A 24819-nucleotide genomic window follows, 5' to 3' on the forward strand; every position below is an offset into this window, starting at 1 on the left:
TTTGTGGTTAATGAATAATCGACCTAGGAAATGCTTAGATTACCAAACACCTTTGGAAGTATTTTTACACGAACTCTTATTAATTGAGTAAATAAAAAATTGTCGCATTAATTATTGCAATTCAACATAGAAAAAAGAAGCATGAATAATTCGTAAATTATCCGTGCTTCTTAATATTTCTATTTTTGTGAACTAGAATTGAAATCCTATCAGATATCGAATTTATGGCAGTAAATTCGGTATCTTTTATTTTACTTTAGTTACTGAATACTTGTGTTGAATAGATAATGATGTTGTCTCCATTTTCGTACGTATCAAGTTGAATTGCATGATCTAAATACGAACCATCCATCATGTTTTCATAGTGTCCTGGACTCTTCTTCCAATTATCAAATAATTTTTGAGCAATTTCTTCAGGTGTTGCATTGCGTGAAATGTATGTTTGTTGTAGGTTCTCTCCGACAATCGTTCCACCTTGATCAAAGCCAGGTGCGGTGAAGAATGATAATCCATTCGGTCTTGTATGTGAGAAATGCTCTGTAATTTCTGTTGTTCTATTTACGGCTGCAGTTTGTAAATGATCACCATAATTCAATTGACTCTGACCATTATTTAAGCGTTCTTGATTAACTAAATTATGGAATTCTTGAGTAACTGCATCTAAATTGACATTATTGGAATCAGTTACTGTTGTATCAACGGGAGGTAATTCATCTAATGTAGTTTCAGCTACTTGATCATTTCCTGTTTGATCTGGCGATTGTGTTGTTTCTACTTCTCTCTCCTGAGCTATCGTTGTAGGGATATCACCTTCGGTTTTCGGAGTGTGTCCTGGAATGTTATTTGGATCGTTATAGAATCTTTCTAACCAATAATTGTCGTCATCGTCCCAATCATCGTCGTCCCAGTCATCGTCATCCCAATCATCGTCGTCCCAGTCATCGTCATCCCAATCATCGTCGTCCCAGTAGTCATCAACCCAGTCATCGTCATCCCAATCATCGTCATCCCTGTCATCATCGTCCCAGTCGTCATCATCCCAGTCATCATCATCCCGGTCATCGTCATATGCACCAGCGACGTGAATACCTTGGTTATCTATGAGACCGATTAAGACATCTGAAGTATTGATATGATAATCCGAACTTAGACCATTTAAGTCTAATAATTCATTAACAGTCAATCCTGCAGCGGAAGCAATATTAGGAAGTGTGTCTCCCCATTGAACGACATAAGCAATTGAGCCTGCTTCTTCTTGACGAAGTAACTCCTCTTTTATTTCTTCAGGAGACTTTTCTTGCCAACGATTAATCAATGCATTTAAAGCAGCATTTTGTTCTTTTTGCACTATCGGATGGCTTAATACATTATTTGTTTGAGTTTTTTCTACATTTTCAGTTGCAGAATTAGCCAAAGCACTTTCTAAGATCTCAGTCGAATGACTAAAAGCTAATCCAATGGAAGCAACAACACCAATTGATAATAGAGCCTTTTTAACACTAAAACCTTTTCTTCTTAATAGATATTTCTTGTTTCGCATTTTCGTACCTTCTTTCTTATTTTTGACTTTGCTTTGCCAGTCGATACATAATACGAAAGCTATATCAATTTTAGGGACCTTTTTGGAGGATAATTAGATTAAATCAATAAATATTTGTGCTATGATTTAACCAACTACAGAAAAAGGTCCCTAAATTGTTAAAAAGTTACGTATTATATATTGAGCAGATAGGAGGCATTTCAAATCGAAAAACAAATTGAGCAACTAATTGAAGAACATTACGGCTTCATAATAAAAGTAGTTAGTGAGACTACCAATAGATATGTTAATGTTCAAAATGATGATGCTTTTTCAATTGCTTTGTTAGCTTTTAAGGAAGCCGTTGAAAAATATGACGAGTCAAAAGGATCCTTATTGAATTTTGTAAAAGTGGTTATTCGAAGTCGCGTGATTGATTATCTAAGGAAAGAAAAAAAGAATGAAGAGATGGCATCCTTAGATTCGATGGCAGAATCAGGCGTACAATTTCAAGACGAATCGAGACAAAGTGAAAATGTATTAGCGATTGAAATTGAAGAGTGGAAAAGTACGATTGAAGACTTTGATATTAGTTTGGAGCAGTTAATAGAAGAATCTCCAAAACATAAAGATAGTCGCGAAAGAGCTATTCATATCTCGGAGAAATCAAGTAAACATAAGCCGATAACAATTCCCTTATTTGAAAAGAAGCGTCTCCCTATAAAACTAACCGCAACATATAATAATGTCTCAGTGAAGGTTATAAAAGGAAACAAAGTGTTTATCACATCGACTATTATTATATTTAAAAATGGGTTAGCAAGCTTAATAGATTGGATAAAGAGGGGATAAGATGAGTAAATATGATGTAAAAGAAACGATTGTCATAGAAATCAAAGAAGATTACGTCATCGTCATGGACCCGAGTGGTGAAATTCATCGGTTGAAAAGAAAAGATTCTTTAGCCGTAGGTGATCAAATTTTTTACTTTGATTCTGATCGATATCAAGCGAAAGAAAAAGTTCGTCATGTGAATTTTAGGCCACTAATAAGTCTCGTAGCGGTTGCAGCAGTGTTGTTCTTATTCTTTAATCTTTCTCAAAATATTTTTGGTCCATCAGAACCTGCATATGCAGCCATTTCAATCGGAACTCAAGAAGGTGTTCAAGTTGAACTGAATGATGATTATGAAGTCGTTAGAGTCATCAATCGACTGGGTGAAATGGAGAATGAAAGTATAACTGAAGGAGAAAAACTAAGTGAAATTACGCCTTCACTGGTAAGTCTCATTGATGAATCAGATTCCTTAGATGTACTTATTGCTATCTCAGCCGCCAATGCGGATGATACGAATGCGATTGAGGATCTAGTAATAGATGAGTTAAGGAATGCAATGGCGAATAATAATATTGTCGTCATTAAAGGGTCAATGGAAGATTACGAAAATGCAACTCAACAAGAAGTCTTATTGGGTGATTATCAATTGGCTAATGCAAATATTTCATTGTGGACAGATGAAGAGAGTCGCGTATTATCAGCTAAAGAAAAACGTGACCGCTTATCAGGAAACGCGGAGTATTATAATTTTAACCAAAGTAGTGAACGTTTTAGAGAATTATTAGAAAGTATCTATAATCGCTCAGAAGTTCAAGAACTACAAAGCTTCTTCAAAGGATTAGTTACACCAAAACCAACAGATAATAGTGAATTTAATTCAGATGATGATTGGTTCGAATCGTTTTATGATGAAGATTCGTATAGTACTGATGACAATGTCAATAGTTCAGTGAATTCTTATATAGAAGGTGATGATGACTGGGATGACGATGACTGGGATGATGACGATTGGGACGACGATGATTGGGATGATGACGATTGGGATGATGATTTTGACGATGATGATGATTAATTTTTAAAAAAGGTACCTAAAAACAAATCGACATTCGTATTATTTAATAAGCCGAGCAAACGGTAAAAAAATAAGGGAGAGATAGAAAATGAAGATGAAAAAATTCCTTCTACTCAGTGCATCAATGCTTGCTCTAAGTGGCATTACGCCTGTAGTAAGTATTAATGCGCAAAATAATGATGTTGGTACTGTTGCGATTTCTCAAGAACAAACAAGTGAGTTACAAAATGCTTTTGATGAGGCAGTTTCACTTTATCAATCATACTATCCAAATGCCGAATTAACAGATATTGATATTCACATGCATCAAGAAACAGGGCAGTTTATTACAAGAGTTCTTGGTCGTGGTGAGACAGAAGCATATCAATTAATTAGATATAACGGGGAAAACTTTTTTGCAAGTAAATCTAGAGATGATGACGATGATAATTTAGCTATAAATGTTGATGAGCTGGCTTCCATCGAAGAAATCACTCAATCAGTCATGGATCACACTCAAAATAATAATATCGTTAATTGGAGTTTAGATAGTGATGATGATGATGATATCAGTGATGACGATAAACTAGAGTGGGAGATTACACTCATTGATGGTAATCGGGAAATCGAAGTCGAGATTGATGCCTTAACAGGGGATATTCTTGACCAAGATGATGATGATAGAAATGACATTAATGACGATGTAAATGATGACGATAACGACGATGATGATGATCGCCATTACTACCGTCAATTCTATAATGATTATAGTGGAAGCCGCCCAACAGTTTATGATAATAATTATTACTATGGACGTGATGATGATCGCTACGATGACGATGATAGGGATGACGACGACCGTTATGACGATGACTGGGACGACGATGATTGGGATGACGACGACCGTTATGATGATGACTGGGACGACGATGACTGGGACGACGATGACTGGGACGATGATGACTGGGACGATGACGACTGGGATGACGATGACTGGGACGATGATGACTGGGATGACGATGACTGGGACGACGATGACTGGGATGACGATGACTGGGACGACGATGACTGGGATGATGACGACTGGGATGACGACGATTGAGACGACTAACGAGACGCATCGTTTAAATTAAGACGATTCAAACTAAGTTGAATAATTATTTTTAACAAGAAAAAAACGTAATGAAAGTGGATTTGCTTCCCCTCTTCACTACGTTTTTATTTGTTTATCTTTTGAAGCTAGTCGCAGATCCAAGTTCCATTTTCAACGCGACACGATGCGCCAGTATTATCACCTAATACTTGAAACTGAGGTGTCGTAGGTTTAGTGATATTAATATTTGCTTCTTGTGCTGCTTGCTCTAAAGCTTGTTCAATCAGCTCTTGAGGTTGGGCACCACTAATGAGGTATTTTTTATCAATCACTAAAGCAGGGGCTCCTTGAATACCGTAAGCATTAACAAGCGCTAAGTCATTTAAGACTGCTTGTTTAGTTTCATCATTAGTTGCTTGTTTTTTCCATGAATCAAAGTCGATGGACGTTTCTTTTACTAAGTCATCAATGACATTTTGATCTGCTATATTTAAATTGCGTACAAACAAGCCTTCTTGAAGTTTATCAAAGACTTCCCAGTACATTGAATCGCCACCAATTAAACCTGCAGCTTTAGCTGCAATTAGACCAGGTTGCGAATGAGGGAAGTTGAAGTCAGTCTGTCTCATACCTTCGATATTAAAGCGGTGCTCATCATCGTTTTGATTTGCGGCATCCCAGTGATTTAAAACTTCGGGTTTAACTGCTTCATGACTGCCAAACATTTGCTCAAAGTGTTCTACTTCCCAACCTAGGGCAAATGAACGGTGTTGTATATCTAAATTCTGATATTTATCCATGACTTTTCGCATGCGATTTGCATCGGAAAGCAAAAAGAACAGATAACATCGTGAAAAAATTCGATTTCTAGCATAATAGCCTCCTTTATTCCGTAGTGTTAGTATAGCATCCACACCTATCATTACAATGGATATTTGATTGTGTAAGCGCTAAGCTAAATTATATTTTTTTGCCAGACTAATTTACGTTCAGGGTGTTCAATATTTGATAAGTATAAGAGGTCACCTTCAATATTAACTGAACGTTTTTGTTTTGATCCTCGATATGCAGGGATAAGGCTTAAATATACAGAAGTAGTCATCACAGCTTTTTCTTCATCCAAACTAAAATGCCCTGAATATGCATGATACCCATGCATTCCCATTGCTTTCTCAACATCCGTTCTATAGTGAGCGACGGCATCTTTGGATAAAGCTTCTTTAGCCATTAATTGAACAGAGAATAAGCCAGTATGATCAAAGACTATAAAACCTTTAGCATCCTCACCTAAAGGGTAATAAATATGGTCATTTTGATCGACTGATTCGAATGATTTAAGTGACCAAGTGGTTCCGATTAATTGTTCTTCTAAGTTTTTCATATTTACCTCCAGATAATTGTAGTTGATAATTATAGAATACTATAGTTGTCTAAGATTGGCTGTATTCATGCTTGCGTACATTTTATTAAAAGTTTTATCGAATTAAAAAAGGGAATTATGTTATAGTAAATTAATTGACATATGAAGAAAAAAGAAGCAAAATATAATTAGTTTTTAACTATCCTGTAAGGAGGATTTAATTATGATAAATATTGGAATTGTGGGTTACGGTAACTTAGGGCGCGGTGTAGAGGCTAACTTAAAGAATGCACCAGACATGAACTTAGTGGGGATTTTCTCTCGTCGTAATCCAGATACTTTAGATACAGAAGCAACAGCATATCACATGGATGATATCTTAAACTTCAAAGATAAGATTGATGTTTTAATTTTATGCGGGGGGTCACGTTCGGATATTCCAGAACAAGGACCCGCTTTGGCAGAACATTTTAACACTGTAGATAGCTATGACAATCATAGTCAGATTCCAAACTATTTTGAAAGTATGGACAGTGTGGCAAAAGCACATAAATATGTGTCAATTATTGCGACGGGATGGGATCCAGGATTGTTTTCTTTAAATCGTTTAATTGGAGAGGCTATCTTACCTAAAGGAGATACATATACTTTCTGGGGTGAAGGCTTGAGCCAAGGGCACGGAGATGCGGTTAGACGTGTTGAAGGGGTTAAAGATGGCGTTCAATATACAATTCCAAATACAGAATTAATTGATCAAATCCATGCAGGAGAAACCGTCGAATATACATCTAAATCCGCTCATAATCGTGATGTTTATGTGGTGTTGGAAGGGGGTGCAGATGCAGAAAAAGTAAAAAATGACATTGTAACGATGCCAGATTACTTTGAAGGGTATCAAACCGAAGTCACTTTCATTACGGAGGAAGAATTACATGCAATTCATGCTGGTTTACCACACGGTGGACGAGTGATTCGCTCAGGAGAAACCTCCCCTGACATGCAGCAAGTCTATGAATTTGGTTTAAATTTAGGCAGTAACCCTGAGTTTACAGCTGCAGTCAATGTGGCATATGCACGTGCCGCTTATAAATTGCATCAAGAAGGGCTTTCTGGAGCTCAGACAGTTTTTGATATTGCACCAAAATATTTATCACCTAAGAGTGCTGCAGATTTACGAAAAGAATTATTATAATGAGAAACCCCCGAAAGAAATGCGGTGACATTCCTTTCGGGGGTTATTGTTATCCTAATTTGATACTAGCATCTTCAAGTGCTTTCTCTGCCACTTCCATGACGATTTTACTATGTGTGAGTTTCTCACGAACAGTATCCATATCATGTTCATTAATGATGCGGTTGAAGGCGATAAATTCCTCATACATACGATGCGGGTGTACTTTTAAATCAATGACTTCTTCCGTGAGTTTGCCAATAATTTTAGTATAACTTTCTAACGTGTTTGTTGGACCATTAATAATGAGCGAGCCATCGGTTCCTTGAATCGTACTTTTAATCGGTGCGCTCGTGTCTTTAGATCCAATACAGACAACTTTTGTTTGATCATATTCCATGACTAATATTCCGGATGTATCAATTTCTCGTTCGATATTGGCATAATATTCAACCCGGTTTGGTTTACCTAATAAGCCAACAACGAGGTGGATGTTATAAATATTAATATCCATTAGCGATCCGCCACCCATTTTTGGGTTAAAAGCCGGCAGAATAGTTCCTTCTTTGAAAGCGTCATAACGTGAAGAATACTGTGAATAATTACATTCAATGATTTTTAAATCACCAACATCATTTAAATCCTCTTTAAGTTGGGCAAAATTAGCAAAGTATTGATTGGTAATTGCTTCAATTAAAACTAAATCTTTCTCTAAAGCGATGGCTTCTAACTCTTCTAATTCTTTTAACGTTAAGGTGAAAGGCTTCTCGCAAATCACATGTTTGCCTGCTTCAAGAGCTTTTTTACTAAATTCATAGTGCAGATGGTTCGGTAAGGCAACGTAGACAGTATCTACATCAGTGCGCTTAAGAATCTCATCTTCATTAGTATAAACCCCATCAATATTATGAGTGACGATTAAATCTTTGTTTTTTTCTATGCTCCGCTCAGAAGATAATAGAGCAGTTAGATTAATTTCTGGAATGTCTTTTACCATTTCTAAGAATTCTTGAACGATTTTTCCAGCGCCAAAGATTGCTAAATTCATAAAACTTCCTCCATTCAATGGTTTAACTTAAGTGTTTTGTTCCTTCTTCAAGTAATTTAATTTGTAGTAAAGTTTGGTCGTCTTTAACAACTTTATCTTGCTTGTTAATAAGTGTTTGATAGACATCTTCATAGAAGCGACTATAGTCGCCCACTTCAGAGATGACTTTTTCTTGATGATAGTGATTGTCATCATCCATATATGTTAATGTGCCGTAATGTTGGGGTAAGTCAACGCCAAAGTCAGGTTCAGTTGGCATATAAAATTGTTTCAAATGCTCTTCCTGACGGTCTTTAGTCTCTTTAATAAATGAGCCTTTTTTACCATAAACAATAAAGCTAGGACGCGGTGTCAAACGGAAGTAACTAGATTTTACGGATACTTTTAATTTGCCGTAGTAAAGGTCTAAATCAAAGTAATCGTTCATTCGACCTTTACCTAATAACTGGCGCACGTCTGAATAAACTTCGTCAGGCTCTCCAAAGTATGAGATAACTTGATCTAAAGTATGGCAAGCATGTCCATACAAAAAGCTGTCAATTCGAGAATACGTACTATTCTCTGGTACTTCGGGTCGGAAGTAATCAAAATGCATCTCAAGTTCTAATAAATCGCCTAACTTATTTGATTCAATCACTTTTTGAACCGTTAAGAAATCTGAATCGTAACGTCTATTTTGATAACTTTGAACAAATAAATTCTTTTCTTTAGCGAGCGTGAATAATTCTTGAGCTTGTTCAACTGTTTCAGTGAAAGGTTTCTCGACCAACATATTTTTCCCATGCAGTAAACCTTTTTTAGCTAACGGATAATGACTTGAACTTGGTGTTGTTACTACTACAAGTTGGATTTCTGGGTCATTATAAATATCGTCGATATTCGTTGTATACTGCACTCCTTCAATCGGAGTCCAGTCACTTTTTCCACTGCGAGAATAAATGGTTTTGATTTTTATTTTGTCAGATAATTGGGTTGAAAAAGGCAAATGGTAGCGATTAGTACTTTTACCATTGCCAATGTATGCAATTGTAAGCATGAAAATCCTCCCTTTAAATTGTTATTACTAACTATATGCTATAAATGAGAAAATTAATAGAGATAACTATTCGTAAGATATTATGAATCGAGAAAAAAATAAGGTACAATTTACATAATGAAAACTCTTTTATAAAAAATACATTTAAAAAAAGGGGTAACGTATGATTAAATGGGGAATTATTGGCGCGGGAAATATTGCACATCGCTTTGCGACGAGTTTAGAACAAGTGAAGGGTGCACGTTTATATGCCGTAGCACGACGGACGATGGAGAAAGCAGAAGCTTTTAGAGCAGAACATCCATGTGATGTCAGTTATGATAATTATCAAACTTTATTAGATGATTCAGAAATTGATGCGGTCTACATTGCTTTACCACACCAATTTCACCTAGAATGGGTTAAGAAAGCATTGCGAGCTGGAAAGGCTGTTCTATGTGAAAAGCCAGCGACGCTGTCACTTCAAGAAATGGAAGAGATTACTGAGACGGTGAAAGAAACGAATGTATTCTTCATGGAAGCAATGAAAAGTCGCTTTGTCCCGGCTTATCGTGAGATTAAAGAGCGCATCGAAAAAGGAGATATCGGTGAAGTGTTAAGTGTTTCAACGTCTCTGTGCCGTGTATTTACTGAAACGGATGCAAGTTATCACTTTGAGCCTGTTCAAGGGGGCTGTTTACTGGATATGGGAGTGTATAATATTTCATTGATTGAAGATTTCATGACATCACCGGTTCAAGTGAAAGACGTAGATTATGAAGTGACAGATAATGGGGTTGAAGTCTATGTCGATGCGAAATTAGAATCGAATGGTGTGATTGGACGAGTGGAATCAGCCTTTGACCGTGAAACGGAGACAGTCGCAATTATTACGGGAACGATTGGAGAAATACGTATTCCAAACTTCCATCGACCAGCTTCATACACACTCACTTTAGCTGACAGCAATGAATCACAATTACATGAAGTGCCATATGATCATGATGATTTCTACAGTGAAATCGTTCATGTCGTTGAATGCATTCAAGAACACAAAACAGAAAGTCCGATCATGTCATTAAAGCATTCAGAGAATGTAACTCAAATCATGGACCAAATTAAAGATGAGATTGTGTTATAATAGAAGGTTGTTATAAAAGATCTAAAGGAGGAATACAAATGAAAAATGGAACTAAACGTGCCGATATTCAAATCGGGACAAAAGTAAAGGTTGTTCAAAAACAAGATCAACGTTCAGGAAAATTGACTGAAGGAGTTGTCAAACGTCTCTTAACTAATTCACCTAATCACCATCACGGAATTAAAGTGATGTTAGAAAGTGGCATTGTAGGTCGAGTTAAAGAAATTATTGGATAATTTTTCAAAGGATGTATAATAGGTGACTTGAAAAAACTGAGAGGAGGAATGTAATGAATCTAACGTTTGATTTATATGAATTAAATACAATAACGATTCTTGTTCGAATTTTACTGGCTGTTCTCATTGGCGGATTAATTGGGATGGAACGTGGGATGAAGAATCACACGGCAGGGCTACGAACTTATATTCTCGTCTGTCTTGGTTCTACCATGGTCATGATGACAAACCAATACGTTACTGAGAATATTGGAGGAGGAGACCCAACTCGTTTAGGTTCCCAAGTAATAAGTGGGATTGGCTTTTTAGGAGCTGGAACCATTCTTGTTACCAATCGAAATCGAGTGAAAGGCTTAACAACTGCTGTTGGTTTATGGGCGGCTGCCTGTATTGGTCTTGCGATAGGTATTGGCTTCTATGAAGGAGCGATTGCTGGTGGTATTGCCATTTTACTGATTATGACCTTACTTAGACCTTTAAAGAAAGTCATCCAAGGTAAGTCGAGTAAGATTGATTGTTATATTATTGCAGATTCTTTAGATAGCTTTAATCACTTTTTAGAATTTTGTGCGGACTTACGTGTGAATATCATTGATATGCAGATTGAGAGTGAGCATGTCATTGAGAGTGACTACGAATCGGACTCCAATGAAATTGTTTACTTCGTCGCCATTGATTTATATAACCGAATACAAAAGCAAGAGTTTATCATGAGAGTCAAAAACTTAAAAGGGATCAATTATTTTGAAGAATTAGAAGGAGAGTAGTCATACCCTCCTTCTTTTTTTATTTCCAAATTTTAGCGTATTTCTTTTGATACTTGGGGTCATCGACAGAGTCGATAAGTTCAAGTGCTTGAGTTTTAATGACTTCGTCATGCGTTTCGTCATATAAATTGCGCATACCTTGTAAGAAGTCATTACGAATGAGTGTATAATTTTTTTCTTTGTCGCCATCATTGAAACGGTCTATCACGTGTTCTAAGAATAGATTCTTAGCCGCGTCGCTTCCAAGCCCGACTCGCCATAGAGTTTGAATAGTGTGGCGTGCAGTGACAAATTTTTCATCGAAAGTGACTTGCCATAAAGCATCAAAATCTTTTAAAATCCGGTCTTCAGGGTCGCTATAGGCAGCTAAGCTAGATAAATATTGGGCAGCTCGTGATCTTTGATGACCATCTTTATCTGATAATAATTCAATTAAATCATCCCAAACGTCATACGCCCAATCCACCGGTTGTTCTAAAGTCGAATTTAGTTCAATTAAAGCATTATAACGTTCTTCTTTGGTTCCATTTTTAGATAGTTCAAATAAGTCTTGGATTTTTTGATCCATAACGCACCACTTTCTATTGTTTTATTTCTAGCCATTGTTGATAGGCGATATTGAATACTTTTTCTAAAGTTGGTAAATCAATATCATCAAATTGTTTGAAACTAATGCTACTGCTACCAACCTTTACTTTCCCCAGTTGATCTTGATATTTCTTAGCCAAGTATGTCTTATCCTCAACTGCATTCACATACAGACTGAAGTAAGCTTTTTGCCGGGCTAAACCTACCATAAACCATGTTTCATCGGTCTTACCTTTTATTGGGATTTCTCCGTAACCGATGATTTGTTGTTGGGGCCCGCCCAAAAATTTACCTTCCCAAATATTGCGACTATCTCTGCCAAATTGTTTCGTTAACATTTGATCTAATCGAATGATAGTATCTTGATCCTTTTCGTCTAATTCATTTAAATATACATCAAACGTTGTGTCTGTTTTAACTGTCGCCATAATAAGACTTCCTTTTCTTAATCAATATATCATATTATTTATAAAAACACTGCGAAATTAACTTTAACTAAGTTGAATGATTTTGTTGATAGATTGTGTGGTATTAAAATATAGATATAAGAAAAGGAGAGGTTTAAATGGAATTCTATAATGTAAATGACGGAAATAATTTTCCTAAGATTGCTTTAGGGACAGTTGGCCTCAAAGGAGCAAAAGGCGTTCAGTCGATTAAGACAGCACTCAGAAATGGTTATGAGTTAATCGACACATCGACGAATTACAATAATGAAGGGGCTGTTGGGAAAGCCATTCGTGAATTAAATATTCCTAGAGAGCACATTCAAGTCTCATCTAAACTACCAGGAGCTAATCATGAATATGATAAAGCGATTGATGCGATACAAGAATCATTGTATCGGATAGGCATTGATTATTTTGATAAATATTTAATACATTGGCCACTACCAAAACGTGATAATTATGTTGAAGCTTGGCAGGCATTAGTTGATGCTCAGAAATTTGGTTTAATTAAGACCATAGGTGTGTCTAACTTCTTACCAGAACACTTAGACCGTATTATTGAAGCCACTGGTGTGACATCAGTAACGAACCAAATTGAACGCCATCCCTATTTCAATAATTTAGATTTACATCAAGCGAATAAAGATCGAGGGATACTTACGGAAGCATGGAGTCCACTTGGACGTGAGTTAAATGACTTATTAGAGAATAAAGTATTAGCTGAGATTGCTAGAGAACACGACAAATCAATCGCACAAGTAATTATTCGCTGGAATATTCAAACAGGTATCTTAGTCAATGTAAAATCAGGGCAACTGGAACATCAGATTGAGAATATTGATGTTTTTGACTTTGAATTAACCCAAGAAGAGATGGAATTAATTAATCAATTAGACAAAGGAAAAGAAGGTTTAGTTGAAGGGCAAGATCCTAGAGAATACGAAGAGTTTGACTAAGAAAAATAAAAAAATAAGAAGGCGAAAAAGATGAAGCTTTTACAAGGTCTGCATGCAGTTTTGGCTTTAATCATTGAAATTGTTGCTTTAATTAGTTTCGGCTATTTTGGCGCAAGCTTCTTCTCACAAAGGTGGTTACAAATATTTGGAGCTATCGTAACTGTGGGTGTCATCATTATTATTTGGGGAGCCTTTTTCGCACCGAAAGCAACGTACCCACTGCCAATTGCTTGGATGATCATCGGTAAATTCCTTATCTTAATGCTGCCAAGTTATATGTGGTTTCAAAAGGGGAATACTGTGTATGCCGGCAGTTGGTTTGTACTCATTCTTTTTCACCAGTTTTTTCTTTATAACTTTCGAGAAAAATCAATTGTATAAGTATTTAAACTGAGTGAAAAAACTCAGTCTTTTTTTATAGATATTATTGGCGAATGATGAAAGTATTGCTATACTTATTTGTAAACGCTTAAATAAAAAGGAGACACATATGAAATTACAATTCAAAGCTGCTCTAGCACTCAGTTTACTTAGTTTAATGTATCAACCAGTCACAGTTAGTAACACTCAATATGTCATGGCAGAGGCCGTCGAAACGAGTGTCGAATCGGATGTCGTCACAGCCAATGTGAGCCAGCCTTTTCATTATAACCAACATGCCATACTCGAATTGGATGTCGAAGAGGGAGTACAAATTGAACAAATTGTTGCGGATGTCTCACAATTAGGAGGCTCTAGCCAATTAAACATCTCACCTGAATTATTAAAAGTGACCTTATCAGTCACACATGATGTGGAACCGGGTGACTATTCGATTCCGATTACTTGGTGGGATTCAGAAGAACAAGAATATCAAACTGAAACAACCGTGACGATTCTTCCGAGAGAGAAAGAAGAAGGAGAACTGGATTGGGATGAAGAAATTATTTACTTTATGCTGACAGATCGCTTTAAAGATGGCGATGAGTCCAATAATAATCCATGGAATTTAGCATACGAAGAAGCAGATAATCAACGAGGTGTTTATCAGGGTGGGGATTTTAAAGGGATTACTGAACAGATTGATTATTTAGATGAGTTAGGTATTACGACGATTTGGATATCACCGATTGTATCGAATATCGCTTATGATGTATCTTCAGGGACGAATGATGGGGCATTTTATGGCTACCATGGTTATTGGGCACAAAACTTTGAAGAATTGAATCCGCATTTTGGTACGTTGGAAGAGTTTCATGAATTAATTGATACAGCAGCTGAAAAAGATATAAAAATTATGGTCGATGTTGTCTTAAATCATGCAGGTTATGGCATGCACAGTAAAGATAGTGATGTCGATAATGCGCCCGAAGGCTACCCAACAGAGGAAGATCGAGAAGTGTTTGAGGGGATGTTGCGTGATTCCCCAGGTATGGATTCACTGACTCAAGAATTATCTGGTTTGCCTGACTTTACGACAAAAGAACAAGACGTCTATGAACAACTAGTTGATTGGCAGACAGCTTGGCTAGATTTATCAACCACACCTGCTGGTAACTCGATTTCTAGCTTTAGAGTGGACACAGTGATTCATGTTGATAATAAGGCTTGGCAACACTTTAGAAATGAACTCACAGCAATTGATCCAGACTTCCAATTAATCGGTGAAGTATGGGGAGCAAGTGCAACAAGTCCGAAAGGGTATTTGAATTCCGGAATGATGGATAGTGTCTTAGATTTCGAATTTAAAAACTACGCTAGAGATTTCATTAATGGTGACTTTAGAGGTGTAAACTCTCGTCTAGAACGCCGAAATGGTGCAATGACAAGTGCGAGTCCGACTGGGCAATTTCTAAGTAGTCATGATGAGACCGGTTTTTTATATATGATAAACGGCAATGAAGATAAATATAAAGTGGCAGTCACATTACAAATGACTGCTAAAGGGCAACCAGTCATTTACTACGGGGAAGAATTAGGTCAGACGGGAGCCAATAATTGGCCGGTGTATGACAATCGGTATGATTTAGCATGGGACCAAACGGAAGACAATGATATCTTAACGCACTATAAGAAATTACTTCAATTCCGTCGTGCAAATTCTGAATTGTTAGCTCGTGGTTCTAGAGAAGTTTATGGTCAGTCATTAGAAGATCAATGGACAATCGTGACTAGAGAGCTTGAAGGGGAACAAGTTTATATTATCTTTAACTTATCTGAAGATTCACACACAATAAACTTACCCGTATCATCAGAAGATGCAGCAATAACTGATTATTATAGTGACCTCACCTATACTGCGGAGGCAATTGAATCGGGAGAAGCAAGCATTGAATTGATGATTCCATCAATTTCAGAAGGCGGCACAATGTTGTTAGTAGTAGAAGACGGCGAACTGACTCCAATGACTGAGGAGTGATATTCAGTGACTGTGATGCAAATTTCTTTATACTGAAATAAGTCACACTGTACAAATTATGAAAGGAGTTTGATATGTTTAATTTATTAAAGAGGGTATCTCAATTATGTAAATATTTATTAGTTGTAATCCTCGCTGTATCAACGATGACACCGGGATTAGTCTCGGCATCTGAACAAGTGGAAGGAGATTTTGAAGGAAACTTAGCCCAACAAATTCAAGACTTTTCCCAGGAACTTAGACCCTTAGTATCAGAGGAAGTGGAAGAGAATGCGCTTTACTCACCCTTATCGTATTACTTAGCCTTACTCACCTTAGAACCAGGTTTAACCGGATCAGAAAAAGAACGACTCAGTGAAGTTCTAATTCCAGAGGGGATGGACCGAGATGAGTATGTTGCCTCGATGGCAAGTTTTATAAAGGAAGCGACCGAAGGTGATGAACCAATCTTTGATACGAAAACGTATCTTTTAGGTCGGGAAGATTTAAAATGGAATTCGACTTATTTGGAAGATACAAAAGATTTAGCGACTGAAGCGAGTCGAGTTGATTTTCAAGATTCATCAACCTACGAGTCATTGAATGAAGATATTGCTGAATTAACGGAAGGTCTGATTGATCCGTATTATAGTGAAGCACGTATCGCTGAGATGACATCCAATGATTATTTACAAATAGTCATGATGAATTTACTGTATTTCAAGAGCAATTGGTTAAATGTGTTTAACGAAGAATTAAATACAGACGAAACTTTTTACGGTCGCGATGATGAAACAGTTGTTCCAATGATGCATTTGGAAGAAAGTATTCCTTACTTAGAAGGAGACGGCTTCCAAGCTATCTTACTTCCGTATCGTAACCAAGCTAACTTATTAATCGTCATTCCTGATGAATCGGCAGATGATGAAAGCATGTGGGAAGCGTATCAATGGGTATTAGAACAAGAGGAAGAAATTAATAACAAGACAATCGCTTTAACTTTACCGAAATTTGAAAGTAGTGGTTCCTTTGATTTAACGAACTCGTTAGATGCTTTCGACTTAAGTAATTTTAAAGAAGACTTGGGTGAGACCGACTTTTTCACTACTCAAGAAGAAACTGCTTTGAGTCAAATTCTTCAACGCGTTGAACTTGTTCTGGATGAAGAAGGAACAAGTGCAGCGGCAGTCACAGAGATAAATATTGAAACAACGATGGCGCCGGTTGAAGAAGAACCGATTGAATTAAAAGTAGACCGCCCCTTTGCTTACGGGATCATCTATAAAGATATTCCTTTATTTGAAGGATTGATCCATAATATTTCTGAATAAATATACTTAATAAATAAATGAATTAGTCATGCAATTTTCAATGTTTTTTTCTGAGTAGACTGCTATAATAATCTTGTTGTCTATAGAAAGGAAATAACAGATGAAAATAAAAAACAAACTAAATATAATTTTGTGGATGATGTGTGCATTATTAATGACACAAATCACTTTACCTGTAATTCAAGCTGAAGAGGCTTCGAGTTCAGACTTATCTGAATCAGAAGCGACCGAAGAAAAAGATGAATCTGAAGAGAGCAACATTTATGATTATGAAGCGATGGAAAATTTAGATATGGAGCCGCTTGCGTATTCTGAATATGAATCTTTAGAGGATATTGTGTATGAATTATTAGCCAAATATGGTTTAGATGTTTCACAAATTGGTTTAGCTTATACAAATTTACAAACGGATGATGCGTATTATTTAAATGAAGATGAGCAATTTATTGTCGCAAGTATGTATAAAGTACCGATGGTTGCGATGTTTATTGACTTGATTAACCAAGGATACTTAACTTGGGATTCAGAATTACCATATAGTGAAGAATATTACCAAGATGGGGCAGGCGAGATTACCGCAAATCCTAAACAAGCCTATTATCGTTTAGATGATCTGGCATATCAAGCTATTGTTTACTCTGATAATACAGCTTCGCTCATTCTTTATTATTATTACGTAAATAACTTTGGAAGTTTCCGAACAGGACTTTTAGACTTTGTTGATTTTTATGAAGTACCAGAAGTTTATTACTCTGATAATTACGGTTCAGCTTACATGATGAACTTGTCTCTACAAAAGATTGCGACTTACGATACTTACGCTCATGTTCGTGATTTAATGATGCAGACATCACCAAAACAATTATTTTCATTATTTGTTAATGACATGGCGACAAAGTATGGTCGTTATGAGAACATGTTAAATGATAGTGGTATTTTCTATCAAGACGATGAACCGATTTATTCTTTAGTTGTTATGGTAAGTGATGATTTATATGCAGATATGTTCATTGCGGAATTAAATCTACGTGTCAATGAATGGACACTCGCCCAAACAGAAGCATCAGAAAGTTAATCTCACAAACAAATAAAAACACCCGTGAAAGAGGCAGTGATATTCGTCCTCAGTTACGGGTGTATTTTTGGATTTTATAAACCAGTATGTCTTAACCATTGATCTGCGATAAAGGCATGACCTAGACTTGTCGGGTGAACCCCATCAGCACCAGTTATTGTCTCATAACCTAAGTTTTCTCCAACTTGATTTAAGGCGTCGTCTAACTTCACTAACGTTGCGCCGTATTCTTCGGCTAAGTCTGCAATTACTTCTTTCATTATATCGACATAGGGACGCCAATCTAAGCGGTCCTCAGGGTATGGTAATACATAAGGTTCGACTAAAATAATTTGAACCTCTCGTTCAGTCAATGTCTTTAATAAATATCGATAATTCTCTTTATATTGTTCGAGAATTGTTTCTGTATAGGGAATACCAGCAGACAAACGGTGCCATATATCATTAATTCCAATTTGAATCGTTACTATATCTGGATTTAAATCAAGGCAGTCCACTTGCCAACGAGTGAATAAATCGGTCAATTTATCACCACCAACCCCTTGATTTAAGATATTTAATTGAAGGGGAATATATTGACGATATAACTGTCCGGCAATCATATTGACATAACCTTGCCCTAAATTCGCACCGAAGTATTCACCACGCCCAGCATCCGTAATGCTATCACCGATAAACAGTAGCGTATTTTTATGTTGTAATTGTACCATTTGTTTAACCTCCTAATAGAATTGTTAAGTATGTATTCAATTATTATTATATGATACTTGGAAGCGATTCACTAGTAATGTGAATAAACTGGTTTTTATATCAATTAGCTTGAAAATTGGTTATGATGTAAGAAATTCAATGTGGAGGTCGACTAATGATTCAAGGTATATTTTATTCATTATTTGCGGGAATCTTAATTGCTTTACAAAGTATCTTTAATACGAATATTAGCGCTAAGACGGGTTCTTGGACAATGACAACCGTTGTTCACGGAGTTGGATTTTTAGCAGGTTTGTTAATTGTTATGTTTGTTCGAGACGGTAGTGTGGAAGAGTTACTTTCAGTAAACAAGATGTATTACTTAAGTGGTTTCTTTGGTGTATTAATTGTATACGTTGCTGCACAGGGAATGATGAGTTTAGGACCCGTTTATTCCTTCATGATATTAATGGTTGCACAGTTGTTAATTGCGCTCATCATTAATACGAATGGTTGGTTTAACGTAGAAATGATTGAATTAACATCCGGCAAAGTCTTTGGTATGATAATAATGATTATCGGTATCGTTATTTTTCAAAGAGGCTAGCTTTAAAGGTAAATAAAATATCAAAAGGGGTAAAGTAGAATATGACATATTACTTTCAAGAACATCAATGGGAACCATATGTATACAACAGATTAAACCAGTTAATTGACCAATTTAAAACAAGCGAATCATCAAGTTTTCAAGCAAAACCCTATGTTGTTTTTGACTTTGATAATACAAGTATTATTGGCGATGTAGAAGATAATTTGATGATCTACATGCTAGATCACTTATTATATAAGATGACTCCCGAAGAGTTTGAACAAATAATTATATCTGACATATTTGATATGGATACTAACTTAGATGAGGAACTTGAACATACTTCCCCAAGAAAGTTAGCGATAGATATTATCCAATGCTACACTTGGCTGTGGGAGCACTACATCAAAAAAGATAAAAGTGAACGACCTAGCATAGAAGCTATCAAAGAAACAGGACAATACAAAGCTTTCCAAGCAAAACTTCGCTTTTATTATGTCAATGTGAATGGTAAATTTACTCGTCAAGCAGGCAAACCTTGGCTCACTTATTGGTTTAAAGGCTACACTCCTGAAGAGTTAACAAGCTTAACAAAAGATATGCTAAAAGAAGCAACGAATAAAAAAGCTGAGAAACATATTTATTCAACACCTAAAGAGTTTTTAGGTAAAACAGGTCAAATCAGTAGTGAATTCCAAAGTGGTTTAATCTATCCAGAAGAATTAATTGCTTTATATGAAGCCTTTCAAGCGAATGGTATTGTGACTTATGTCGTGAGTGCGAGTCCGGTTGATGTTGTCAGAACAGCAGCAAGTGAATATCAATTCAAAGTGCCAAAAGAGCAAGTCATTGGAATGAATTATGATTTAGACGCTGAAGGTAAGATCAAAGCTTATATGACTGCTGGGGCGCCGATTACGAAAAAAAACGGTAAGACAGAGGCGATAATGAATTTAATTGCTCCTAAGCATGAGAACCGCCAACCTATCGCTTTATTTGGTGACAGCATGGGGGATTATCATATGATGACAGAATTAAAAGATGTATCGTTAAATGTAATCTTTAATTGTTTAAATCAAGATAAGACTAAAGACTTGAAACAGATTGCAAAGAAGCAGTATCAAAGTGATGATGCGAATTTTGTAGTCCAAGGGCGAGATGAGAATGCAGTTCGTCTGATCCCGAATACTAAGACATTAGCTCTTGGTCAAACTGAATTAGAATACTAAATTGAGTAGATAATTAGATTAAGTCTTTGAATTATTTTATAATAATTAACATAGGAGGCGTTATAAATGAAGAAAGTTGCAGTAATTTTAGCTAATGGTTTCGAAGAAGTTGAGGCAGTTGCACCGATAGATATTTTACGCCGAGCGAAATTTGAAGTTGATATTTATGGATTAACAGAAGAAGTAACGGGAGCGCATAATATTATTATTAAAGCGGATCACATTCTGGAAGAGCCTATAAAAGGTTATAATTTAATTATGCTACCAGGTGGGATGCCAGGGGCGAAAAATCTACGTGACAATGAACTTGTTATCAAGTCTCTTCAACAAGCCAATCAAGACCAACAACAGATTGCAGCAATTTGTGCGGCACCCATTGTATTAGAAAAGGCAAATCTCTTAGACGGTAAGAAATTTACCCACTTCCCAGGATTTGAAGATCAACTGACAAGTGGTTTTGATCAAAAAGAAGCTGTCGTAATTGTAGATGGCAATATTGTCACGGCACGTGGTGCGGGGGTAGCCCTTGAATTTGGTTATACTTTAGTTGATTTACTTGGCGGTGACGGTGAAGCGATACGTCAAGATATGCAATATAATTATTTATTTAGCTAAACAATAGATAGTAGGTTTAAAGCTGTAAGAATTGTTCAAAGCAATTCCTACAGCTTTTTCTAAATATCAGACCATATGCTGATGCCCGCAATTATTAGCATTGATATATTAGAAACAAATAAACCGATGGAGGTAACAATGGCAAGGAAAACGAACAGACAGGCGAAATCTTTTGGTACGGGAAAATTAGTCTTAACGTTATTTGCACTTATAATTATCATTGGAATAAGTATGTTAGCTTTTATTTTTATTACCGAAGATGCCAAAACTAATTACCAACCATACTATATAATGGCTCAAGTTAATGAAAACTATTTAATTGAAAATCAATCCCAGATTGTAGAGGATATAGAAGCAACGGATGTTGACCTACAACAATTAGGGCACGTCTTTATCCCTGAAGAGCCTGCGAATTATATTGATATTCAACATGTTGGACAGCATAATGTACCATATTTAAACCAAAATGATCCAAGATGGGCGGACAAACATTATGGTACGGATGGTTCACAAACAATTTGGGAAAATGGCTGTGCTGTGGTTGTCTTAGCAATGATAGATAGTTACTTTACTAACACAAAAGTCAGACCTGAAGAAATTACACGTTGGGCTGGAGACGAATACTATATGACAAATCAAGGAACGTCTTGGTCTATTTATTCAGCTTTTGGACAAGATTTTGGTTATGAAGTTGTGGATGTAGGTAATGATTTCTACTCAGCGGTGAATCTATTAGACAATGGTTACTTAGTTGTCGTATCAGTTGGACCAGGCACATTTACTCAAGGTGGCCATGTGATGTTAATGCGAGGTTATCAAGATGGATTAGTCTATCTGAATGATCCGAATGATGCACCAGACAAAATGTTTAGTATTCAAGGGATTGAAGCACAGACAATGATAGATGATGCGCTAAATTATTGGGCAATTGCCCCAGTTTAGTGAGTTTAGACATAACTTTAAGGAGGGATATGCATGATTCACGTATTATTTGTATGTTTAGGAAATATTTGCCGTTCACCGATGGCAGAAGCGGTCTTTAGAAAGATGATTCAAGAAGAAGGACTGACTGACAAAGTTACAGTAGACTCTGCCGGAACGAGTTCGTGGGAAGAAGGGAATGCCACACACTCGGGTACTCGAAGACGATTAGCTCAAGAAGGTATTTCAGTTGGTGGTATGTACTCACGACCACTAAACAAAGATGATACAAAACAAGCGACTTACATTATCGGTATGGACGAAAGTAATATGCAGAACATCCAAAAATTTACAAATGGCCAAGCAAAAGGGCAAACGAAGAAGTTACTTTCTTTTATTGGCAGTGATGAAGATATTGCAGACCCTTACTATACAGGGAATTTTGAGACAACCTATACTCAGGTTTATGCAGGATGTCAGGCCTTATTAGAGGAAATCAAACAAGAACTTGAATGAATTCAATAGAATGGTATTAATTCACCATGTTATTTGGTATATTTAGATGAGAATGATTAGAATAGAGGTAACGTATGAGTCGAGATTTTATGAAAAATTACAAGCGAATTGTGATTAAGATAGGAACAAATTCAATTATGCTTGAGGGAAACCAAATTGATTATAAGAAGTTGGATCGATTGGCATTTGTATGTTCAACATTAATCCAAGAAGGAAAAGAAGTTATTATTGTGACTTCGGGAGCTGTCGGAGTAGGGGCAAGTCATTTGAATTTAACTGAATATCCCCAAACGATTGAGGAACAACAAGCTTTGGCTGCCATTGGACAAAGTATTCTAATGGGGCACTATAGTCGTTTCTTCCAATATTACAACCGAGACACAGCTCAAATTCTACTGACTCGTGATGTTGTGACGTTTGAAACCTCATACTACAACGTTAAGCGAACAATGAATACATTGTTGAAGCAGAAAATTGTTCCAATCATTAACGAGAATGATGCGATTGCTGATGATGAGTTAAATCATCAAACAAAATTTGGTGATAACGACACACTTTCTGCGATCGTTGCAGGTGTCAGTGAAGCGGATTTACTCATTATAATGAGTGACGTGAATGGTTTATACGATTCAAATCCAAAAGAGAATCCAGATGCTACATTAATCGAACACGTTGCGGAAATTACTGATGAAATTGAGTTAATGGCAAGTGGTAAAGGTTCAGCCTTTGCGACAGGTGGTATGGCTACGAAACTTAAAGCAGCCAAAAAAATACTCAATCAAAACCAAGCCATGATTATAAAAAGTGGTGAAGATCCGGTATCTATCTTTAGAATACTGGAAGGAGATGTTATTGGTACTTTATTTAAGTAATACATAGAATAAGGAGAATTAATAATGACTGAACAATGGGATGCTAAATTAATTGAATTAGGTAAAAATGCAAAAGCAGCAGCAAAAACCTTGCGCCATGTTACAGAAGCAGAAAAGAATGAAGCTCTTTTAAAAATGGCAGACGCAGTAGTTGCGAATCAAGAAGCAATTATTACTGCAAATCAAAAAGACCTTGAACTCGGAAAAGAAAAAGGACTTACAGATGCTTTGCTAGAAAGATTGACACTGACAGAAAAACGAGTGGAAGCAATGGCGAATGGCCTTCGTCAAATGGCAGCCTTACCCGATCCAACCTTAGTGACTGAGAAACAATGGATAAACCGAGATGGATTAAAAATTTCTCGTCAACGTGTTCCCTTAGGTGTTATTGGTATCATTTACGAATCTCGTCCCAACGTTACGGTGGATGCGACAGGCTTATGTATTAAGGCCGGTAACGCGGTTATCTTAAGAGGCGGGAAAGAAGCCTTAGAGAGTAATCAAGCAATCGTGAACGTTCTTCAAAAAGCTTTAGAAGAAACAAAACTTTCAACAGAATCTGTTCAACTTATTACGAATCCATCACGTGAACTTGCGAGTCAGTTTATGCGATTAAATGACTATGTTAATTGTTTAATTCCTCGTGGAGGTGCAGGTTTAATCAATGCTGTCATGCGACAAGCGACGGTACCTGTTATTGAAACGGGTGTAGGGAACTGTCATCTTTATATTCATGAAACAGCTGATATTGAAAAAGCACGCAACATTTTAATTAATGGTAAGACGCAAAGAAATTCTGTATGTAATGCCTTGGAATCATTAGTGATTGACGAAGCAATTGCCAAAACAGCATTACCAGAATTTGTTGAAGCTTTAAAAGAATATCAAGTTGAAGTTCGTGGAGACGACAAAGCGAGAGCGATTGATTCAACAATTGAAGTAGCAACTGAAGAAGATTATGCAACAGAGTTCCTTGATAGCATTATCGCTGTCAAAGTTGCATCTGATTATGATGATGCCATTCAACATATTGAAACATACTCTACAGGACATTCGGATGCAATTATTACAGAGAATTATTCAATAGCTCAAGCTTTCTTAAAGGATATTGATTCCGCTGTTGTCTATGTCAATGCATCAACTCGATTTACAGACGGCGAAGTCTTTGGTTTTGGTGGCGAGATGGGGATTAGTACCCAAAAACTACACGCGAGAGGACCAATGGGCCTTGAAGCATTAACAAGCTATAAATACACAGTCGAAGGAAATGGGCAAGTAAGAGAATAAAATTAAAGAATAGTTCAAGTTGGGGTAATGATGTGATCATTATCTCATTTATTTATATCTACGATACTGATATTACTTGAAAAATG

At 36.5% G+C, this 24819-nt stretch carries 26 protein-coding genes and 1 pseudogene; 19 read left to right on the forward strand and 8 right to left on the reverse strand.

The window, feature by feature from the left end; translation table 11 throughout:
- Positions 1 to 256 precede the first annotated feature (256 nt).
- Positions 257 to 1540, reverse strand: coding sequence for a CAP domain-containing protein (locus tag ACEN4N_RS06835; protein WP_407093931.1), 1284 nt, complete (start codon positions 1538 to 1540; stop codon positions 257 to 259).
- A 216-nt stretch (positions 1541 to 1756) separates the two neighbouring features.
- On the opposite strand from ACEN4N_RS06835, the gene ACEN4N_RS06840 reads away from it, so the two are divergent.
- From ACEN4N_RS06840 to ACEN4N_RS06850, 3 genes are all read left to right on the forward strand, one after another.
- Positions 1757 to 2371, forward strand: coding sequence for a sigma-70 family RNA polymerase sigma factor (locus ACEN4N_RS06840; protein WP_407090680.1), 615 nt, complete (start codon positions 1757 to 1759; stop codon positions 2369 to 2371).
- A 1-nt stretch (position 2372) separates the two neighbouring features.
- On the forward strand, positions 2373 to 3428 hold the full coding sequence (locus ACEN4N_RS06845; protein ID WP_407090666.1) for an anti-sigma factor domain-containing protein: 1056 nt from the start codon (positions 2373 to 2375) through the stop codon (positions 3426 to 3428).
- Positions 3429 to 3516: 88 nt separating this feature from the next.
- Positions 3517 to 4509, forward strand: a complete 993-nt coding sequence (locus ACEN4N_RS06850; protein WP_407093932.1) for a PepSY domain-containing protein — start codon at positions 3517 to 3519, stop codon at positions 4507 to 4509.
- Positions 4510 to 4646: 137 nt separating this feature from the next.
- Here the strand turns inward: ACEN4N_RS06850 and ACEN4N_RS06855 are convergent.
- A pseudogene (locus ACEN4N_RS06855) lies at positions 4647 to 5374 on the reverse strand (DsbA family protein).
- An 81-nt stretch (positions 5375 to 5455) separates the two neighbouring features.
- The gene (locus tag ACEN4N_RS06860) at positions 5456 to 5881 is read right to left on the reverse strand and encodes a lipocalin-like domain-containing protein (protein WP_407093933.1); all 426 of its coding nucleotides are present in this window, start codon (positions 5879 to 5881) and stop codon (positions 5456 to 5458) included.
- Positions 5882 to 6083: 202 nt separating this feature from the next.
- Between ACEN4N_RS06860 and ACEN4N_RS06865 the strand changes: the two genes are divergently transcribed.
- Positions 6084 to 7052, forward strand: coding sequence for a diaminopimelate dehydrogenase (locus ACEN4N_RS06865; RefSeq protein ID WP_407093934.1), 969 nt, complete (start codon positions 6084 to 6086; stop codon positions 7050 to 7052).
- A 49-nt stretch (positions 7053 to 7101) separates the two neighbouring features.
- Here the strand turns inward: ACEN4N_RS06865 and ACEN4N_RS06870 are convergent, their stop codons facing one another.
- Positions 7102 to 8079, reverse strand: coding sequence for a Gfo/Idh/MocA family protein (locus ACEN4N_RS06870; RefSeq protein WP_407093935.1), 978 nt, complete (start codon positions 8077 to 8079; stop codon positions 7102 to 7104).
- 22 nt (positions 8080 to 8101) lie between these two features.
- The gene (locus ACEN4N_RS06875; RefSeq protein ID WP_407093936.1) at positions 8102 to 9115 is read right to left on the reverse strand and encodes a Gfo/Idh/MocA family oxidoreductase; all 1014 of its coding nucleotides are present in this window, start codon (positions 9113 to 9115) and stop codon (positions 8102 to 8104) included.
- 163 nt (positions 9116 to 9278) lie between these two features.
- Here ACEN4N_RS06875 and ACEN4N_RS06880 point away from each other — a divergent pair, with 163 nt between their 5' ends.
- From ACEN4N_RS06880 to ACEN4N_RS06890, 3 genes are read left to right on the forward strand one after another with little or no spacing between them, the layout of a single operon-like run.
- Positions 9279 to 10235: a Gfo/Idh/MocA family protein gene (locus tag ACEN4N_RS06880; RefSeq protein WP_407093937.1), complete on the forward strand. Its 957-nt coding sequence runs from the start codon at positions 9279 to 9281 to the stop codon at positions 10233 to 10235.
- A 38-nt stretch (positions 10236 to 10273) separates the two neighbouring features.
- Positions 10274 to 10471: a YwbE family protein gene (locus tag ACEN4N_RS06885; RefSeq protein ID WP_407093938.1), complete on the forward strand. Its 198-nt coding sequence runs from the start codon at positions 10274 to 10276 to the stop codon at positions 10469 to 10471.
- A gap of 53 nt (positions 10472 to 10524) precedes the next feature.
- Complete coding sequence (locus tag ACEN4N_RS06890; protein ID WP_407093939.1) at positions 10525 to 11238, forward strand: MgtC/SapB family protein; 714 nt, start codon at positions 10525 to 10527, stop codon at positions 11236 to 11238.
- A 19-nt stretch (positions 11239 to 11257) separates the two neighbouring features.
- Here ACEN4N_RS06890 and ACEN4N_RS06895 read toward each other — a convergent pair whose 3' ends face one another.
- The gene (locus ACEN4N_RS06895) at positions 11258 to 11806 is read right to left on the reverse strand and encodes a hypothetical protein (protein WP_407093940.1); all 549 of its coding nucleotides are present in this window, start codon (positions 11804 to 11806) and stop codon (positions 11258 to 11260) included.
- Between the two features lie 13 nt (positions 11807 to 11819).
- A complete protein-coding gene (locus ACEN4N_RS06900) occupies positions 11820 to 12254 on the reverse strand; it encodes a hypothetical protein (RefSeq protein WP_407090677.1) in 435 nt (144 codons plus the stop codon).
- A gap of 137 nt (positions 12255 to 12391) precedes the next feature.
- On the opposite strand from ACEN4N_RS06900, the gene ACEN4N_RS06905 reads away from it, so the two are divergent.
- From ACEN4N_RS06905 to ACEN4N_RS06925, 5 genes are all read left to right on the forward strand, one after another.
- Positions 12392 to 13231: an aldo/keto reductase gene (locus ACEN4N_RS06905; protein WP_138405313.1), complete on the forward strand. Its 840-nt coding sequence runs from the start codon at positions 12392 to 12394 to the stop codon at positions 13229 to 13231.
- Positions 13232 to 13261: 30 nt separating this feature from the next.
- A complete protein-coding gene (locus ACEN4N_RS06910) occupies positions 13262 to 13612 on the forward strand; it encodes a DUF2568 domain-containing protein (RefSeq protein ID WP_338489754.1) in 351 nt (116 codons plus the stop codon).
- 109 nt (positions 13613 to 13721) lie between these two features.
- Positions 13722 to 15629 carry an alpha-amylase family glycosyl hydrolase gene (locus ACEN4N_RS06915; RefSeq protein WP_407090678.1) on the forward strand — a complete coding sequence of 636 codons (1908 nt, stop codon included), beginning with the start codon at positions 13722 to 13724 and terminating at the stop codon, positions 15627 to 15629.
- Positions 15630 to 15703: 74 nt separating this feature from the next.
- Entirely contained in the window at positions 15704 to 16939 is a 1236-nt protein-coding gene (locus ACEN4N_RS06920) for a serpin family protein (protein ID WP_407090679.1), read from the forward strand.
- A 154-nt stretch (positions 16940 to 17093) separates the two neighbouring features.
- Complete coding sequence (locus ACEN4N_RS06925; RefSeq protein ID WP_407089356.1) at positions 17094 to 18014, forward strand: serine hydrolase; 921 nt, start codon at positions 17094 to 17096, stop codon at positions 18012 to 18014.
- Between the two features lie 74 nt (positions 18015 to 18088).
- Here ACEN4N_RS06925 and ACEN4N_RS06930 read toward each other — a convergent pair whose 3' ends face one another.
- Complete coding sequence (locus ACEN4N_RS06930; RefSeq protein WP_407093941.1) at positions 18089 to 18724, reverse strand: SGNH/GDSL hydrolase family protein; 636 nt, start codon at positions 18722 to 18724, stop codon at positions 18089 to 18091.
- A 155-nt stretch (positions 18725 to 18879) separates the two neighbouring features.
- Here ACEN4N_RS06930 and ACEN4N_RS06935 point away from each other — a divergent pair, with 155 nt between their 5' ends.
- The 7 genes from ACEN4N_RS06935 (at position 18880) to ACEN4N_RS06965 (ending at position 24733) form a co-directional block, all read left to right on the forward strand.
- Positions 18880 to 19311, forward strand: a complete 432-nt coding sequence (locus ACEN4N_RS06935) for a DMT family transporter (protein ID WP_407089357.1) — start codon at positions 18880 to 18882, stop codon at positions 19309 to 19311.
- Between the two features lie 41 nt (positions 19312 to 19352).
- Complete coding sequence (locus ACEN4N_RS06940; protein WP_407093942.1) at positions 19353 to 20522, forward strand: haloacid dehalogenase-like hydrolase; 1170 nt, start codon at positions 19353 to 19355, stop codon at positions 20520 to 20522.
- A gap of 66 nt (positions 20523 to 20588) precedes the next feature.
- Positions 20589 to 21137, forward strand: coding sequence for a DJ-1 family glyoxalase III (locus ACEN4N_RS06945; protein ID WP_138405321.1), 549 nt, complete (start codon positions 20589 to 20591; stop codon positions 21135 to 21137).
- 138 nt (positions 21138 to 21275) lie between these two features.
- On the forward strand, positions 21276 to 22079 hold the full coding sequence (locus tag ACEN4N_RS06950; protein ID WP_407089360.1) for a C39 family peptidase: 804 nt from the start codon (positions 21276 to 21278) through the stop codon (positions 22077 to 22079).
- 33 nt (positions 22080 to 22112) lie between these two features.
- A complete protein-coding gene (locus ACEN4N_RS06955) occupies positions 22113 to 22574 on the forward strand; it encodes a low molecular weight protein-tyrosine-phosphatase (RefSeq protein WP_407093943.1) in 462 nt (153 codons plus the stop codon).
- A gap of 74 nt (positions 22575 to 22648) precedes the next feature.
- Complete coding sequence (gene proB / locus ACEN4N_RS06960; RefSeq protein WP_407093944.1) at positions 22649 to 23446, forward strand: glutamate 5-kinase; 798 nt, start codon at positions 22649 to 22651, stop codon at positions 23444 to 23446.
- A 24-nt stretch (positions 23447 to 23470) separates the two neighbouring features.
- A complete protein-coding gene (locus tag ACEN4N_RS06965; RefSeq protein ID WP_407093945.1) occupies positions 23471 to 24733 on the forward strand; it encodes a glutamate-5-semialdehyde dehydrogenase in 1263 nt (420 codons plus the stop codon).
- The last annotated feature ends 86 nt before the right edge of the window (positions 24734 to 24819 follow it).

The organism is Ruoffia sp. FAM 20857 (assembly GCF_045528645.1).
GTDB classification, from domain to species: Bacteria; Bacillota; Bacilli; order Lactobacillales; family Aerococcaceae; genus Ruoffia; species Ruoffia halotolerans.

What these genes read in the sequence shown, in the direction of transcription:
- ACEN4N_RS06920 (WP_407090679.1), top strand. Translation starts at nt 15,704, where the DNA reads ATGTTTAATTTATTAAAGAGGGTATCTCAATTATGTAAATATTTATTA.
- ACEN4N_RS06945 (WP_138405321.1), top strand. Translation starts at nt 20,589, where the DNA reads ATGAAGAAAGTTGCAGTAATTTTAGCTAATGGTTTCGAAGAAGTTGAG.
- ACEN4N_RS06880 (WP_407093937.1), top strand. Translation starts at nt 9,279, where the DNA reads ATGATTAAATGGGGAATTATTGGCGCGGGAAATATTGCACATCGCTTT.
- ACEN4N_RS06870 (WP_407093935.1), bottom strand. Translation starts at nt 8,079, where the DNA reads ATGAATTTAGCAATCTTTGGCGCTGGAAAAATCGTTCAAGAATTCTTA.
- proB (WP_407093944.1), top strand. Translation starts at nt 22,649, where the DNA reads ATGAGTCGAGATTTTATGAAAAATTACAAGCGAATTGTGATTAAGATA.
- ACEN4N_RS06910 (WP_338489754.1), top strand. Translation starts at nt 13,262, where the DNA reads ATGAAGCTTTTACAAGGTCTGCATGCAGTTTTGGCTTTAATCATTGAA.
- ACEN4N_RS06900 (WP_407090677.1), bottom strand. Translation starts at nt 12,254, where the DNA reads ATGGCGACAGTTAAAACAGACACAACGTTTGATGTATATTTAAATGAA.
- ACEN4N_RS06935 (WP_407089357.1), top strand. Translation starts at nt 18,880, where the DNA reads ATGATTCAAGGTATATTTTATTCATTATTTGCGGGAATCTTAATTGCT.
- ACEN4N_RS06860 (WP_407093933.1), bottom strand. Translation starts at nt 5,881, where the DNA reads ATGAAAAACTTAGAAGAACAATTAATCGGAACCACTTGGTCACTTAAA.
- ACEN4N_RS06835 (WP_407093931.1), bottom strand. Translation starts at nt 1,540, where the DNA reads ATGCGAAACAAGAAATATCTATTAAGAAGAAAAGGTTTTAGTGTTAAA.
- ACEN4N_RS06905 (WP_138405313.1), top strand. Translation starts at nt 12,392, where the DNA reads ATGGAATTCTATAATGTAAATGACGGAAATAATTTTCCTAAGATTGCT.
- ACEN4N_RS06915 (WP_407090678.1), top strand. Translation starts at nt 13,722, where the DNA reads ATGAAATTACAATTCAAAGCTGCTCTAGCACTCAGTTTACTTAGTTTA.
- ACEN4N_RS06925 (WP_407089356.1), top strand. Translation starts at nt 17,094, where the DNA reads ATGACACAAATCACTTTACCTGTAATTCAAGCTGAAGAGGCTTCGAGT.
- ACEN4N_RS06895 (WP_407093940.1), bottom strand. Translation starts at nt 11,806, where the DNA reads ATGGATCAAAAAATCCAAGACTTATTTGAACTATCTAAAAATGGAACC.
- ACEN4N_RS06875 (WP_407093936.1), bottom strand. Translation starts at nt 9,115, where the DNA reads ATGCTTACAATTGCATACATTGGCAATGGTAAAAGTACTAATCGCTAC.
- ACEN4N_RS06845 (WP_407090666.1), top strand. Translation starts at nt 2,373, where the DNA reads ATGAGTAAATATGATGTAAAAGAAACGATTGTCATAGAAATCAAAGAA.
- ACEN4N_RS06930 (WP_407093941.1), bottom strand. Translation starts at nt 18,724, where the DNA reads ATGGTACAATTACAACATAAAAATACGCTACTGTTTATCGGTGATAGC.
- ACEN4N_RS06850 (WP_407093932.1), top strand. Translation starts at nt 3,517, where the DNA reads ATGAAGATGAAAAAATTCCTTCTACTCAGTGCATCAATGCTTGCTCTA.
- ACEN4N_RS06965 (WP_407093945.1), top strand. Translation starts at nt 23,471, where the DNA reads ATGACTGAACAATGGGATGCTAAATTAATTGAATTAGGTAAAAATGCA.
- ACEN4N_RS06955 (WP_407093943.1), top strand. Translation starts at nt 22,113, where the DNA reads ATGATTCACGTATTATTTGTATGTTTAGGAAATATTTGCCGTTCACCG.
- ACEN4N_RS06885 (WP_407093938.1), top strand. Translation starts at nt 10,274, where the DNA reads ATGAAAAATGGAACTAAACGTGCCGATATTCAAATCGGGACAAAAGTA.
- ACEN4N_RS06950 (WP_407089360.1), top strand. Translation starts at nt 21,276, where the DNA reads ATGGCAAGGAAAACGAACAGACAGGCGAAATCTTTTGGTACGGGAAAA.
- ACEN4N_RS06890 (WP_407093939.1), top strand. Translation starts at nt 10,525, where the DNA reads ATGAATCTAACGTTTGATTTATATGAATTAAATACAATAACGATTCTT.
- ACEN4N_RS06865 (WP_407093934.1), top strand. Translation starts at nt 6,084, where the DNA reads ATGATAAATATTGGAATTGTGGGTTACGGTAACTTAGGGCGCGGTGTA.
- ACEN4N_RS06940 (WP_407093942.1), top strand. Translation starts at nt 19,353, where the DNA reads ATGACATATTACTTTCAAGAACATCAATGGGAACCATATGTATACAAC.